At 67.9% G+C, this 14,717-nt stretch carries 13 protein-coding genes and 1 pseudogene; 8 read left to right on the top strand and 6 right to left on the bottom strand.

From position 1 onward, the window contains the following. Positions 1–99: 99 nt before the first annotated feature. Entirely contained in the window at positions 100–381 is a 282-nt protein-coding gene (locus tag ACFVYE_RS12990) for a hypothetical protein (RefSeq protein WP_389605449.1), read from the bottom strand. Between the two features lie 75 nt (positions 382–456). Here ACFVYE_RS12990 and ACFVYE_RS12995 point away from each other — a divergent pair, with 75 nt between their 5' ends. The 3 genes from ACFVYE_RS12995 to ACFVYE_RS13005 are packed head-to-tail and all read left to right on the top strand — an operon-like array spanning position 457 to position 3,704. Then, entirely contained in the window at positions 457–885 is a 429-nt protein-coding gene (locus tag ACFVYE_RS12995) for a Na+/H+ antiporter NhaC family protein (RefSeq protein ID WP_389605451.1), read from the top strand. Between the two features lie 45 nt (positions 886–930). Next, positions 931–2,391 carry a basic amino acid/polyamine antiporter gene (locus ACFVYE_RS13000; protein ID WP_383969595.1) on the top strand — a complete coding sequence of 487 codons (1,461 nt, stop codon included), beginning with the start codon at positions 931–933 and terminating at the stop codon, positions 2,389–2,391. Between the two features lie 53 nt (positions 2,392–2,444). Beyond that, positions 2,445–3,704: an arginine deiminase gene (locus ACFVYE_RS13005; protein WP_383969598.1), complete on the top strand. Its 1,260-nt coding sequence runs from the start codon at positions 2,445–2,447 to the stop codon at positions 3,702–3,704. A gap of 155 nt (positions 3,705–3,859) precedes the next feature. Here ACFVYE_RS13005 and ACFVYE_RS13010 read toward each other — a convergent pair whose 3' ends face one another. The 4 genes and pseudogenes from ACFVYE_RS13010 to ACFVYE_RS13025 all read right to left on the bottom strand — a co-directional run. Then, the gene (locus ACFVYE_RS13010) at positions 3,860–6,811 is read right to left on the bottom strand and encodes a tetratricopeptide repeat-containing serine protease family protein (protein WP_389605454.1); all 2,952 of its coding nucleotides are present in this window, start codon (positions 6,809–6,811) and stop codon (positions 3,860–3,862) included. Positions 6,812–6,821: 10 nt separating this feature from the next. Further along, on the bottom strand, positions 6,822–7,133 hold the full coding sequence (locus tag ACFVYE_RS13015) for a trypco2 family protein (protein ID WP_383969652.1): 312 nt from the start codon (positions 7,131–7,133) through the stop codon (positions 6,822–6,824). Positions 7,134–7,328: 195 nt separating this feature from the next. Then, entirely contained in the window at positions 7,329–7,667 is a 339-nt protein-coding gene (locus ACFVYE_RS13020; RefSeq protein ID WP_383969603.1) for a P-II family nitrogen regulator, read from the bottom strand. Beyond that, positions 7,664–8,328 (bottom strand): annotated as a pseudogene (locus ACFVYE_RS13025) (ammonium transporter); the annotation flags it as partial. The pseudogene ACFVYE_RS13025 and the gene ACFVYE_RS13020, both read right to left, overlap by 4 nt. Positions 8,329–9,406: 1,078 nt before the next feature. Between ACFVYE_RS13025 and ACFVYE_RS13030 the strand changes: the two are divergent. From ACFVYE_RS13030 to ACFVYE_RS13040, 3 genes are all read left to right on the top strand, one after another. Continuing rightward, positions 9,407–10,669 carry an MFS transporter gene (locus ACFVYE_RS13030; RefSeq protein ID WP_389605457.1) on the top strand — a complete coding sequence of 421 codons (1,263 nt, stop codon included), beginning with the start codon at positions 9,407–9,409 and terminating at the stop codon, positions 10,667–10,669. A 285-nt stretch (positions 10,670–10,954) separates the two neighbouring features. Then, positions 10,955–11,317 (top strand): tautomerase family protein, encoded by a 363-nt coding sequence (locus ACFVYE_RS13035; protein WP_389605459.1) that lies wholly within the window; start codon positions 10,955–10,957, stop codon positions 11,315–11,317. Between the two features lie 343 nt (positions 11,318–11,660). Beyond that, positions 11,661–12,260 (top strand): hypothetical protein, encoded by a 600-nt coding sequence (locus ACFVYE_RS13040; protein WP_383969611.1) that lies wholly within the window; start codon positions 11,661–11,663, stop codon positions 12,258–12,260. A 144-nt stretch (positions 12,261–12,404) separates the two neighbouring features. On the opposite strand, the gene ACFVYE_RS13045 is transcribed toward ACFVYE_RS13040, so the two are convergent. Further along, positions 12,405–12,617: a hypothetical protein gene (locus tag ACFVYE_RS13045; RefSeq protein ID WP_389605461.1), complete on the bottom strand. Its 213-nt coding sequence runs from the start codon at positions 12,615–12,617 to the stop codon at positions 12,405–12,407. A gap of 210 nt (positions 12,618–12,827) precedes the next feature. On the opposite strand from ACFVYE_RS13045, the gene ACFVYE_RS13050 reads away from it, so the two are divergent. Beyond that, on the top strand, positions 12,828–13,610 hold the full coding sequence (locus ACFVYE_RS13050; protein WP_383969617.1) for a polysaccharide deacetylase family protein: 783 nt from the start codon (positions 12,828–12,830) through the stop codon (positions 13,608–13,610). Between the two features lie 405 nt (positions 13,611–14,015). Beyond that, a complete protein-coding gene (locus ACFVYE_RS13055; RefSeq protein WP_383969619.1) occupies positions 14,016–14,717 on the top strand; it encodes a Crp/Fnr family transcriptional regulator in 702 nt (233 codons plus the stop codon).

Consider the following 14,717-nt stretch of genomic DNA (forward strand, 5'->3'; position numbering starts at 1 on the left):
CGTCGCGGGCCGACCCACCCGCGACGCCCCGCGTCGGAGAGGTCAGGACCTGACCGGAGTGATCCGGGAGGTGTTGTCACCGGCGTTGACGGTCACCGGTTAGTCGTGGTCGTCCGCCGTGCCGAAGCCGCGCAACGTGGCGGTGCCGGGCCGGAAGTCCGTGCCGGGCTCCATGGCGGTGACGGGGATGGCGACCTTCCACGGGACCGGGTCGCCGGGAGCGCGGTCGACCGCTGCTCCGGCCCGGGGGCGGTCGCAGTGCAGTGGCCGCCACCGGCCGCTGCTCCCGCAGGGCTCGGCACCCCTGGCGACGCCGGAACCATCACGGCAATCCCGCTCCGGGGCGATCCATGAAGCGTAATACCGGGCAAAATGTGTCAAATGGCATTAGGTTTCCTCTCACTGAACCAGGCGATGAGGCGGCCACTGGCCCTTCTCTGCGAACCGGGGGCTGAGGTGACGGACGAGGTCCCGGGGAAGAGTGAGCGCCCGGTTCGCGACCCCCCACCGGCTGACGCCGTCGTGCCGCTGGTCCTGCCGGTGTATCTGTCGATCCGCAAGATGCCCGCCTCGGCGTTGGTGTGCTCCGCCGTCTCCGCGGGCATTCCCGGCGTGATCCGTGTGGAGTTCGCCGGGCGCGGGCCCGCCCCGCCGAACCTGTCCCGGCCGGCCGCCGACAGCGGCACGGTGACCTCAGCGCTCGTGCCGTGGAACCGGTGCGGCGCGTTCATGGGAGCGGTGCTCGGCGCGTCGACGCTGTCGTATCCGCCGTTCGCAATCTTCGACCACGCCGGCCCGGCCTTGAGCTTCCTCCACGGAATCACGGGCTTCGAGATCGAGAAAGCGGACCCGGTCGAGGCCGATCCCGGGACACCGGCCCACTAGCAGCCCCCGGGTCCACGACACCGGGGCGCGTCGACGAGGAAAGACATGACTGACACTGGCAGCAGCGCCAAGACGGCAGCCGTCGAACCGCCGGCGGCCGTCAAACTCACCCTGCTGACGCTGACGGCGATGGTCGTCGGCTCGATGGTGGGCGCCGGAGTGTTCTCCCTGCCGCGGCGTTTCGCCGAGGAGACCGGCGTGGCCGGCGCACTGATCGCCTGGGCGATCGCGGGCGTCGGCATGCTCATGCTCGCCTTCGTGTTCCAGGCACTCGCCGTCCGCAGGCCGGACCTGGATGCCGGTGTCTACGCGTACGCGAAGGCCGGATTCGGCGAGTACCTCGGCTTCTTCTCCGCCTTCGGATACTGGGCCAGCGCCTGCGTCGGCAACGTCACCTACTGGGTGCTGATCATGTCGACCATCGGCGCCGTCTGGCCGAGCCTCGGCGACGGGGACACCCTTCTCGCAGTGGTCCTGTCGACGCTTGGCCTGTGGGCGTTCTTCTTCCTGATCCGGCGCGGCGTCAAGGAAGCGACGGCCATCAACAAGATCGTCACCGTGGCCAAGGTCGTACCGATCCTGGTCTTCATCATCCTGGCGCTGTTCTACTTCCAACCGTCCGTCTTCGCCGACAACTTCGGCGGCGCCGACTACGCAGGATCGCTGTTCAACCAGGTCCGCGGCACGATGCTCGCCACGGTGTTCGTCTTCCTCGGAGTCGAGGGCGCCAGCGTGTACTCCCGGCACGCCAAGCGCCGCGAGGACGTCGGCCGGGCCACGATCCTCGGGTTCCTGAGCGTCTTCGCCATCTTCGCCTCCGTCACCATCGTGTCGTACGGGCTGATGCCGATGAGCGAGATCGCCGAGCTGCGCCAGCCCTCCATGGCGGGGGTCCTGGAGCACGCGGTCGGCACTTGGGGAAAGGCCTTCGTCAGCGTCGGGCTCATCGTCTCCGTCCTCGGCGCCTATCTGGCCTGGACCCTGATGGCAGCCGAGGTCCTCTTCGTCGCGGCCAAGGACAACGACATGCCCCGGTTCCTCGGCCGCTCCACCGCCGCCGACGTACCCGTCCCGGCCCTGCTGATGACCACGTTGCTGAGTCAGGTCGTCCTCGTCGTCACGATGTTCTCCGACGACGCCTTCAACTTCGCGCTCGATCTGACCAGCGCGCTGAGCCTGATCCCGTTCCTCCTCGCCGCCGCGTTCGCGGTGAAGATCGCGTTCCGGCCGGGCCGTGAAGGCACGGTGGGCGACAGCACCCGGCGCGAACTCGTGACCGCCGCGATCGCCACGTTCTACACCGCGTTCCTTCTCTATGCGGCGGGGCTGAAGTTCGTCCTGATCTCCTTCATCCTCTACGCCCCCGCGACCCTCCTGTTCATCAAGGCCCGGCGCGAGCAGAACCGTCGGCTGTTCTCGCCCGCGGAAGCCGTGATCTGCGCGGTCTCGGTCGTCGGGGCCATCGTGGGCGTGACTGCCCTGGCGGCCGGCTGGATCGAACTCTGACCACTACGCACGCTCCGTCCACAACGCACACCCATCCGACCGAAAGGCACACCGTGACGAGCACCGACACCACCGAGCCGGCCCTCGGCGTCCACTCCGAGGTCGGAAAGCTGCGCAAGGTGCTGGTCTGCGCTCCCGGCCTCGCACATCGCCGGCTCACCCCCACCAACTCCGACGACCTGCTCTTCGACGACGTGATGTGGGTGGAGAACGCCCAGCGCGACCACGCCGACTTCGTCAACAAACTCCGCCGGCGCGGTGTCGAGGTCGTCGAACTGCACGACCTGCTCGCCGAGACGATGGCCATCACGGAAGCCAGGACGTGGCTCCTCGACCGCAAGATCACCGCGAACGAGGTCGGCATCGGGCTCCTGGACGACACGAGAGCCTTTCTGGAGACGCTCCGGCCCGGCCCGCTCGCCGAATTCCTGATCGGTGGCCTGGCCGTCGCAGACCTGCCCGACGACTTCCGCTCCCCGTACGTGGCCCTGGCCCGCGAGTCCACCGGCGCCCGCGAGTATCTGATGCCCCCGCTGCCCAACACCCTCTACACCCGTGACACCACCTGCTGGCTCTACGGCGGCCTGACGATGAACCCCCTGTACTGGCCCGCCCGCCACGACGAAACCCTGCTGATGAAGGCGATCTACACCTTCCACCCCGACTTCAGGGGCTCCACGGTGTGGTGGGGAGATCCGGAACGGGACTGGGGCCGGGCCACCTTCGAAGGCGGCGACATCATGCCTGTCGGCAAGGGCGTGGTGCTCATGGGCATGAGCGAACGCACCTCACGCCAGGCCATCACCCAGGTCACGGACGCCTTGTTCAAGAACGGCGCCGCCGAGCACGTGATCGTGGCGGGCATGCCCAAACTGCGCGCCGCCATGCACCTCGACACCGTCTTCACCTTCGCCGACCGCGACCTCGTCACCCTCTATCCGAAGATCATGGACGAGGTCCATGCCTTCTCCCTGCGGCCCAGCGACAGGGCCCCGGGGGTCGAGATCACCGACGAGGGCACGACCCCGTTCGTCGACGTGGTCGCCAAGGGGCTCGGCCTGCCGGGGCTCAGGGTGATCGAGACCGGCGGTGATGTGTACGCCTCGGAGCGCCAGCAGTGGGACAGCGGCAACAACGCCGTGGCCCTGGAACCGGGCGTCGTCTTCACCTACGACCGCAACACCCAGACCAACACCCTCCTGCGCAAGGCCGGCGTCGAGGTCATCACCATCGTCGGCGCCGAACTCGGCCGCGGCCGAGGCGGCGGCCACTGCATGACCTGCCCCCTGGTCCGGGACGCAGTCGCCTTCTGACGCCGCGCCGCCCGCGCCCCTTCCTCGCCCTTCCGGTACCGGCGTCCAGGTGATGGTCCGGTCGGACTGCTGTCTCCGGGGCCTTCTGGCGCGGTCCGGACAACAGACAAGCCCCGGGCCACCGGCCCGGGGCTTCGATGCACGACCCCGCAGCGTCAGACCTCGCCGCGCAACCGCTCGGCCTCCTCGGTGAGCCAGGCCGGACGGACCATCTCGACATTGCGTCCGACGCCGTCGGCGGCCCGGGCCAACGCGTCGGCGGCCGCCTGCGGGTCGGGCACCGTCCGGGCGTGGGCCGCCTCGGCGAGCGCCCGTCCCGCCGCGACTTCCGCCGCCCCGGCGAGCTCCAGCGAGGCGGCCGCCCGCTCGGCAGTCTCGGCCGCCTGCCCGTACCGGCCGTCGGTCCAGTACGCCCACGCCATGTTGTAGAGGCAGACTCCCTCGGTGCGCGGATTCTCCATCGTCGACGCCGCTCGGAGCGCCGCCTCCAGAGATGTCAGAGCTTCCGTGACCCGCCCCAGTGCGAGCATGGCCACGCCCTTGGCGTTGAGCGCGTAGTCCGTCGCTTCCTGGATGCCCGCGTCCCGGTAGGCACGCACGGCCCTGTCGCCCGCTTCGATGGTCTCCTGCCAGCGGCCCATGGCCAGCAGGGCCGTGAAGCGGGCATTCCATGAACGGGCCTCGGTGAACAGGTCCCCCGACATACGCGCGAGTTCGCTCAGCCGGTCGGCACCGGCAAGGGCAGCCTCCCCGTCGCCCAGAGTGCTGTGGGCGAGGCTGAGATCCAGGACGGCATGCACCTCGGCTTCGGCGTCGCCGTTCTCATGTGCCAGGTCACCGGCCCGGGCGAGCGGTCCCATGGCGGCGTCCAGGCGGCCCAGCTGACGGTAGGCGTCGCCCAGGCCGAACATGGCGTTCTGCAGCGCACGGCGGTCTTCGAGGCGCTCGGCCATGTCGGCCGCCTCGGCGAACAGGTCCGCCGCGTGCGCCAATGGGCCTGCGCTCAACCGGGCATGCCCGAAGCTGATGAGATGGGCAAGACGCGCCCGGTCGTCGGTCAATTGTTCCTCCACTGTCAGGTGCATCGAGACGGCCGCAAGCACCGAGCCCTGCCAGACCATCCATTCGCTGATCGCGCCGAGGACCAGCGCGGCGCCGTCCATGTCCCCTGCGCGCACACGGTGGTCGAATTCACGCCGGTACGGCTGTATGTCGTCCAGGGTGCGCCAGTTTGCGCGGGGCGGTGCGACACTCGCGTACCAGTCGGCCGCCCGCCGTTCCACGGACTGCCGTCCCCGCTCGCCGTCCCGTGGCATGGCGCCGTACGCGAGGTCGGCGTCCATCGGATGCAGCGCGAAGGTGCGGCTGGCCCGGTCCACCGACAGCATGCGCATCTGCAGCAGACGGGACAGGACCGGCGCGACGACGAGCCCGGGATCGAGGCCGGCCACGATCCACTCGATCGCCTCCCGTGGCACGGGCGTGCGCAGTACCGCGAGGACGTTCAGCACGGTGCGGCCGTCGGGGCCGAGCCGCTGGTAACGGTCCTGGGCCAGGCCGGCGACCACGTCGCCCCGCAGGGTGAAGTCCTCCAGTACGTCCTGCAGCGTCGGCAGAGTCAGCATGTCGTCGGCCATGGCGCCCACCAGCAGCTCCAGTGCGCGCGGAACCCCGTGGACGTGGACCGACGCCTGCAGCAGCTGATCGTCGGACAGCTGCGCCACGCCGAGGCTGCCGTCCTGGTCGAGTTCGCGCAGCAGAGCCACGGATTCGGTGGGCGGCAGCCCGGCGGACAGCTCCACCTCCGCGGCGAAACGGCGCAACTCGGGCGCGAGGCGCAACGGCAGCTGCGAGGTGACCAGCAGTCGTGGCGTGGATCTCACCCGGAAAAGGCAGTCGAGGAAGACCGCCAGTTCGTCCTCGTCGTCGAGCCGGCCGTCGTCGTCGAGCAGGTCCTCCAGGTTGTCCATCAGGATGATGAAGAGCTGGTCACCCATCGCGGCGAACAGCTCGCCGATCTTGTCCTGCACGGGGCGGTTCGTGGCCCAGATGTCCAGCAGACGGGTCTCGTGATCCGAGCCGAGCGCGCGGGCGCAGTCGAAGTACAGGCGTTCCAGGGAGATCCCCGACGTACGGGTGCTCAGATTGACCAGCCCCGACGGAGCCGGAGCCCGGGCGTGGCCCGGCCACTCGCCCTGCTCCAGCATCTCCATGACCTTGGCCGCGACCGCGCTCTTGCCCATGCCCCGTCGACCGGTGACGGTCACCATGCGAATGGCCGGATCGGAGAGGTGACGGCCGATCATCTCGCGTTCTTCAGCGCGATTCTTGAACAGCTCGAGCCCATGCGTGACCGGCAGCCCGATGACCTTGGAACCTGCCTGCGGAGGGGCGGAATCTACAAGGGCCGGCTCGGGGCCCACGTCGGGCAGCGCCCAGGGGTCGGCGATCGCCAACAGCCCGGCCAGCTCTCCCCGACGCGGCTCGCCGACCCGGCTCAGGGTGTGGTCGATGCGGGCCGCTGTCAGCCGGCCCAACCCTTCCCATCGGTGGTGCTCGGCGACCACTCCGACTATGCGGGGCCCGGCCCATACGGCGGCGCCCGACATCCCCGACCACGGCGACACCTTGGGGTCGGGGTCGGCGGCCGCCACCGGGACGGTGATCTCCAGGGTGCCGGTCCTCAGGTTGGACAGCGCGGCCACGGTCCCGTCCGCCTGGTGCAGTTCCCGGAACTGCCTCCCATCGGGGCTGCGGCGGCGCTTCCACAGCGGGAATCCCGCCGTATGCACATCGATGACGGCATGACGGTCGTCGCCGATACGCCCGAACGTCGCGGGCACGACGGGGGCGGCACCCGGCGGAGGTACGAAGGTCAGTACAGCCACATCGGTGTCACTGTCCGACCAGGCCACCTCCGCGGCCGCGACCCACTGCCCCGGCCGGTCGGCATCGAATCGCACCTGCACGCCCGCGGCCTCGGAGACCACATGGAACGCGGTCAGCACCGCCGTGTCGCCGACCCGGTAACCCGACCCGCGCCGCCCGCCACCGGCGGTGGTGACGATGACCTCCGCGATGCGGTGCGGGTCCAGTCCGCCGCTCACGGCCGCGCTGTCAGTCCTCACCGAGCAGCTCGTCCCCGGAGATCAACGCCATCTGGTCCGGCGCGTCCGCCCGCACCGGCTGCAATGTCAACGTGAGCTTCTGAGTGACCGTGGACGACCGCTTCGTCGTCGCACTGGCATCGAAAACCCAGAACCTCACCTTCACCCCCGGCTCGTGGGTCCGCTCCACCCCAACGGTCAGCTCCAGCTCCACCCGCTCGGCCTTGAACCGCAGGTCGGCGTCCTCACCGGCCGACATCGCCCGGCTCAGCTCCTGGCGCAGCTGCGCGATCATGTCCGCCAACTCCACCGCATCATTCACAAGCAGGGCCCCCAACCGGCTCCTATGACCAACTACCCACTGACCAGAGCCACATCATCACGCATCAGCCCCCCGGCCCGTCCACCCCGGCAGCCCTCGGCGCCGGGGGCGCGGCCGTGAGACCTGTGCACAGGAGGCCGAGGCGTCGGCGCGCCACCGCGGAGGGTGGACGGGAACCGGCCCCGGGACCGGGCGCTACAACGCGTCCGGGCCTCGCTCGCCGGTCCGGACCCGTACCACCGTCTCCACGGGCAGCACCCACACCTTGCCGTCACCGATCTTGCCGGTCCGGGCGGCGCGCACCACCGCGTCGATGACCAGGTCCGTGTCCGCGTCCTCGACGACGACCTCGATGCGGACCTTGGGCACCAGGTCGACCCGGTACTCGGCGCCCCGGTACACCTCGGTGTGGCCGCTCTGGCGCCCGTATCCGCCGGCCTCGGTCACGGTCAGTCCGTGCACGCCGAGCTCCTGCAGAGCGGTCTTCACCTCGTCGAGGCGGTGCGGCTTGACGATCGCGGTGATGAGCTTCATGCGGTGGGGTTCCTGTCCTTCGAATGAGGCGTCGACAGTGCCGGGATCTGCGAAGCGCCATGACCCAGGGCGCCGTGATCGTAGGCGCTCTCCGCGTGCACCGTCCGGTCCAGGCCCGTGAGCTCCTCCTCCGCGGAGGCCCGCAGACCCATCAGCCTGTCGATCGCCTTGCCGATCCCGTACGTCACGAGGAACGTGTATGCCGCCACGGCAAGCACGGCGACGGCCTGCCGGGCGAGCTGGCCCGGTCCGCCGCCGTACAGGAGGCCCTCTTTGCCGCCGCTCATCGTGGCTGTCGCGAACAGGCCTATGAGCAGGGTGCCGACGACGCCTCCGACGAAATGAACGCCGACCACGTCCAGTGAGTCGTCGTAGTCGAACCGGAACTTCCACGCGACCGCGTACGAGCAGACGACGCCCGCCGCGAGTCCGACCACGGCGCCGCCCAGGACCCCGACCGTGCCGCATGCGGGGGTGATCGCCACCAGGCCGGCGACCGCGCCCGACGCCGCACCGAAGGTGGTGGGTGGCCGTCGCGCCTCTGCTCGACGAAGAGCCAGCCGAGCAGGCCGGTGCATCCGGCGACGAGGGTGTTGAGGAGCGAGGCCGCTGCCAGACCGTTGGCGCCGAGGGCCGAGCCGCCGTTGAAGCCGAGCCAGCCGCTCCGCGGCCTCTTCGTGGGAAAAAATCCGGTTCGCGGGAATTATCTGGCTGCCGCCCGCTCACACGTAATCAAGCACCTGAGCAGTCACGTCCCCGGGAGATTCCCGACGATAGTCACTGGCGGGGGATTCGAAGGCGTGGGCACCTGGATAAGGAAGGGGACGAACTCGATCCGTCCGCCTGTGTGCAGAAGCCTCTTAGAAACCCGATAGCACACAATCCGATCCGGATCACGAATAGTCCCGTAGCACTGAAGAACTGACTTCTCGGGCGAGACCTGAGAGTTCTTCGGTGAGGTGCCGGCTTCACTCGCTGAGGCGCCCCATGCCCCGGCTGCCAGGCAGGATGAGGTTGTTGCTGCGACAATGATGCTTCGCAAGATCCTCTTCCTCATATTCATCACCCCGAAGGCTGGAAGTGCACTGAACACCACAGTAGGGCTCGGACGGCGAGTCTTCCGGATGATGGGGTAATTCTGCCCACATCGTCATCGGTTGATTTACCTCCAGATCTCCTGGAGCTGAGGGCCGATCCTTGAGTCACGTCGTGCATGGGGTAGTTGTTTCCCCGATGCGCTGAGGGCCCAGAGGCGCGGCTCCCCGTTTTGTCCGGTGGTCGGTGTCCGATGCCGGGGCACGGGAACTCCGACTGTGTCAAGGACACGATGGTTCGAGCAGGACGGTCGTCCGAGGTGGTGCGCGGCTCTTGGACCGGTCCGGACAACAAAGAAGCCCCGGGCCGCCGGCCTGGGGCTTTTGCATGGAGCGGGTGAGGTATGCCGCGTAGGCGGGGCGATGGGTGGAGCATCTTGATACCCGGATCGACCGCTGTTGACCGTTCCGCCGGGCACGGACGGGGCATGGTCAGGGCGGGGGGTCGTAGGTGCCCGGCATCTCGAAGCCGTGCGGCGTGTACGCCGTCATGCCCCGGTCACGCGTGGTCTGCAGGCACCGTTTCACATGGTCGCGGCAGCGGCGACCCGTCCTTCGCGAGGCAGCTCAAAATGTGAGACGTCTTGTCTTGCATTATGGATTCGCTGTCATAGTTGTAACGTCCACACACCGGGGAGGGCTGCTGTGCGCCGTTGGATGATGCTGACTCTTGGGACCGCAGCGCAGACGGTCGCCTGCGCCTTCCTGTACGGACTGCCGTACACCTCGGAGACGTTGAGGCGGGACAACGGGCTGACACTCAGCCAAGTCGGATTGCTGGTCGCCTGTCCCACCGTCGGCCTCGTGCTGACTCTCGTCGCCTGGGGAGCCCTGGCCGATCGTTTCGGCGAGCGGGTCGTCATCACCTCCGGTCTGGCCATGACAGCCGTCCTCCTTTCCCTGGGGGGCGCGGTGAATGGTCTGGTTCCCCTGGGAGTGCTCCTGGCGCTGGCCGGGGCAGCGAGCGCATCGGTCTCCGCGGCCAGCGGCCGGCTCGTCGTCGGTTGGTTCTCCGCCCGGGAGCGCGGGCTCGCCATGGGAATACGGCAGACGTCGACCCCGCTGGGCATGGGCATTGCTGCTCTGGTGGTCCCCACGCTCGCCGCGCGCAGCGGCGTGAAGGGGACCGTTCTGTTCTGCGCGGCATTGTGCGGTGTCGTCGCCTTGCTCGTCGGCTCGCTGACCTCGGATCCGCCTCGCACCGTGCAGTCCACAGCGCAGGAGCCGACCGCGAACCCCTACCGTCACTCCAGCCTGTGGCGCGTCCATGCCTCCAGCGCGCTGCTGTGCGTTCCACAGTTCGCGGCGAACGCTTTCGCGATGGTGTTCCTGATCGACGTCCGGGGCTGGAGCGCCGTGCACGCGGGTCAACTCCTGGTGGTGTCACAGGTACTGGGGGCTGTCTCGCGTGTCGTGGCGGGCCGTTGGTCCGACCGGGTCGGCAGCCGGGTGCGGCCGATGCGGCAGCTGTCCGTGTGCATCGCCGTCGTCATGGGCGCGACTGCGCTGGGTGCGCTCTGGCCCTCGCCGGTGACGGATCTCGCCATGATCGTCGCCTGCGGTATCACCGCAAGCACCAACGGCCTGGCCTTCACCGCCACCGCCGAGCTTGCAGGACGCTCCTGGTCGGGACGGGCCATGGGCGTCCAGAACACCGGCCAGAACCTCGCCGCATCGCTGACACCGCCGCTGCTGGGCGGACTCATCGCCTCCGTGGGGTACGCGTGGGGCTTCACGTTGGCTGGAGTGCTGGCCGGCGCGGCATGCTTCGTGATCCCCACTCTTGAGGGCAAGGCAATGCCCGACTCCAACCAGGAAGTTGCGAGCGGGCCGGATGAGCTCGTGCAGGCCGCCCGGCAGGAGGGCAAGGAGAAGCCTTCTGGCGCGGATCTGGTGCAAGGCGCTTAAGCGCGGGCCAGACCACAAAGAAGCCCCCGGTCGCCGGCCCGGTTCATCTTCATGGAGCGAGTGACGAGAGAATCGACCTCGCGCTCTGAGCTTGGGAATCACCGCTGGTTCAGCGGCGATTCGTGGACGTCAATTTTTCCCCGCCGGGCCGACCCGCCGCTCGTCTCCGCTCCGAAGAAATCGCGGTCGATGCGGTAAAATTTTGTTGGAATCAATAAAATATTTTACGCAGCTCAAGGGAATTCTATGCCACTTTTCACCATCACGATGCGTTCCGGGAGAACGGTGGCAGAGAAGGATGCGTTATCCGCCGCCATCCATGAAGCAAGCGTCAGCGCTGGTTACCCCGAGGACGATCACTTCCAGAGGTTCATCTCTTTGGAAGAAGCCGACCTTCGTATCAGCCCTCTCTATCCCGATCTGCAGAAGCCTCGCAGCGAGCATGCTCTGATGATCGAGGCCGTGCTCTCGTCAGGGACTGGGGACGAGAGGAAGCGCCTGCTCCTCTCCGCGATCGTGGCTCGCCTGCAGGCGGCAGGAACGGATCCGAACGACGTCATGGTCTTCTTCGGTGAGATCGACCGTGCCAGTAGTTCCTTCGGCGGAGGACGTCCCGCCCTGCCTGTCGACGTGCGGCCAAAAATGTAAAGTCGACAAAGCCCCGGATTTGTGATCTGGGGCTTTGCTGTGGAGCGGGTGACGGGAATCGAACTCGCGCCAAGGCCGCTCACATTCCACTTGGTGGCTGAGTTGGTTCCGAAAAACCCGCCGAAGCGGTGAGCCACCTCTTGGGCCTCACCGTATTTCTCTACGGGGCTGCGTTTCGCCTGGTGATACGAGAGGATTTGTCTGCTGTTCTGTCGTAAGAAATTACTCGGAGGGTTGTCTGTGCTCTCGTGAGAGCGAAGGTGTGCGTAAAGGGATTGGGTGTTCGTTTTCATGGTATAGTCCTAATGAATTTACAGGACGCCACGAAAAAAAGGGGAATGGCGTGAACACCGAGAAGGTTACGGCTCGACGTCTTACGGCCGGAGAGGTTTCGGAATTGGGCCCCCAGGACGGCATCTTCGTCTCGGCGGAGATGAATGGCCTTCCTCTCGACTGCTACGCCCCGGCTTTCCTTACGGGGCCGGGTAAGAATTTCGAGGGAGGGTCCTTCGCCGCGAGGACGATCTTCGGTGAGGAAATTCATGTTCTCCCGGACAATGCCGAGGAGCGCGGGATCTGGATTGCCGACAAGGCAGGGGAAGAAATCGAGGTTCTCCAGAGTGCAGGCGTCCTCCTGAACCTCGCCCTCTTCGTGCCTGACGGGAAAAAGGAATCCCTGGAGTCGCTCTACGCCGCCGCACGGGACGCGTTCGGCGCGGGGATCGTTCAGCGCTGGAGCGAGGAAACCGTCGCGGTGCCGGACGTCAAGGTCGACCTGTACGAGGAGCCGGCCCGGGGGCGGAAGAACACGAACAGCCAGAACCGCGACCGCCGTGCCCTGGACATCTACCCGACCCGGGTGCGGTTCCTGGAGCCCAGCGATGGCTGGAGGTTCATTGTCGAACCGCACAAGGAGATCGTCGACGACACACCGACGATCTGACCTGATGGCAGGTTAGCCTCGATCTTTCGCGGGAGCCCGTCGGCTTGCTGACGGGCTCTTCGTCGTTTGTGGGGGCGTGTGGGCAGACCGCCGGCCCGATTGTCGCGTCGGGTGGGCGCCGGCGTTCATTTCCGGTGGGATGGTTCAGGCTCGTCGGGGCAGGTGGGTCTGCCGGTAGACCGGGGTTCGGGAGGGCGTCGAGTCGCTCGATCGCGCTGGTGATGACGTCGGTCCGGTCCCAGTGGTGGGTGAATCGCAGGTGCTGGTGGCGAAGCGGGTGAGCCGCAGGCCGTCGGCGTCGGTGAAGCGCAACTGGGTGCCGAAGTGCGGCCGTTCCTCGCGGACGATCAGCCGCATGCCGGCCGGAATCCGTGCGGATCAGCGTCTGCCGCCCTCGCCGGCACCTTTCGAGGCCGTTGCGCCCCCTCATCTGTCGCCGGGCTCCTGCGTTTGTCGCCGGTCCCCTGCGGATTCGTCTGCGATCGGTAACAGAGGGATCCTCTACGGGCGTTCGTATGTCTTCATGAGTGCAGGGCATCGGCGGAGACAGTAAAGGGGCGGGCGGACATGGCAAAGCACAAGGGAAGGGGATGGCACAGCCGGCTTCTCGCGGCGGCACTCGGGGTGACGGCGGTGGCCGCTGCCACATCGGTGTGGACCGCGCAGGCCGACACCGCCGGAGGGCGGCAGCCGCAAGCGCGTGTCTCAGCGCCGGACGCCCGGCCTCAGGACCGGACCGTGACCAAGGTGGCGGCGGACATCGCGCACGCCTCGGACCGCGGCGCCCGGGGCGTCAACATCACCATCGACGACGGACCGGACCCGGTCTGGACGCCGCAGGTGCTGCAACTGCTGAAGGACAACGGTGTGAAGGCTACGTTCTGCATGGTGGGCACACAGGCCCAGGCACACCCGGACCTGGTCAAAGAGGTCGTGGCGGCCGGGCACCGGCTGTGCGACCACGCGGTTTCGCACGACACCGCCATGGACACCAAGTCCGAGGCGTACCAGTCCCAGCAGATCCTGGATGCCGAACGCATGATCACCAAGGCGTCCGGAGGCGTCCGGCCGCAGTACTACCGGGCCCCGGGCGGTGCTTTCACCCCGTACAGCCGGCAGCTCGCCGCGTCCCGGGGGATGCGACCGTTGGGCTGGAACGTCGACTCCAAAGACTTCGAGCGTCCCGGTGTGGACGCTATGGTCGCCACCGTCAAGAGCGAGATCTCCAACGGGCCGACCGTCCTCTTCCACGACGCGGGAGGGGACCGCTCCCAGACCTTGGCCGCTCTGCGCGAGATCCTGCCCTGGCTGAAGCAGCAGGGGTACTCCTTCGGTTTCCCCGTGCGGTGAGTGAGGCTCGCCGGTACTGACACCAAGACCCGCCCCCGGCACCGGCAGGCAGGCATGAACAAGTTGGTCGTCGCAACTTCCGACCGGTCTCAGGCGATCAAGAACGGCTGGGCGCCTCGTGCTCGTGTGCAGTGACGGCCGGCCTGCCCCGGAAGCAGACGCGGTAGCGGACATGTTCCCGCTCCCAGGCAGTGTCCCGGGGATCGATGGCGCGGATGTCCATGTGAGGAGCCTGAGCAAGGGTGAACGGTTGGTGAGGAGCAGCCCGCTCCGGTAGAACCGTTTCCGCAGAACCGGCACGATGATGTCCTGTGGTCGGCTTCGGGTCTTCCCCCTCCGGTCGTATCGGAGGCGGACCCCTCTGTGGCCACGCCCGAACCCAGAGAGACGGGGATACACGTGGGTGTGCCCATCGGGTCCGAGGAGTGGCCCGCGCGCAGTCTGTTGGGCAGGCTGTCGCCCCCGGCACGGCGGGAACTGCTCAGCCTGGGTACCGAGGTCCGGTTCGATGTGGGTGCGGTGCTGCTGAGAGAGGGGATGAACGACCGGCACGTACTACTGCTGTTGTCCGGTTTCGCCAAGGTCATGGCGGCTGTGGAGAACGGTGAGACCTCACTTCTCGCCGTCAGGGCCGGCGGGGATACGGTGGGCGAGATGGCGGCCATGGACGGGGCCCCGCGCTCGGCGACGGTCACCGCCTGCGGTCCGCTGACCGCCCGGATGCTGCAGACCGGTGTGCTGCGGGGGCTGCTGATGCGCCGCCCTGAGGTCTCCATGGCCCTGACCGGCATTGTCGCCGACCGGCTGCGCGGGGCGAACCGGCGGCGGCTGGACTTCCGTGGGTATCCGGCAAAGGTGCGGTTGGCCCGGCTGTTGGTGGAACTCGCCGCGTCCTACGGATCTTCCCGGAGCGGCGGAGTGGTGATCGGCTGCCGGCTGACGCAGCCGGAGCTGGCCACGCTGGTCGGCGCTGCCGAGACGACCATCCACAAGGTACTGCGTGAACTGCGCGAAGAGGGCTTGTTGGAGACCGGCTACCGTTCCACCACCATCCGGGATCTGCCCCGGCTCAGACAGCTTGCGGACCTGGCGGACGACGGGCCGTAG

It is taken from the genome of Streptomyces sp. NPDC058239, assembly GCF_042882185.1.
Taxonomy (GTDB): Bacteria; Actinomycetota; Actinomycetes; order Streptomycetales; family Streptomycetaceae; genus Streptomyces.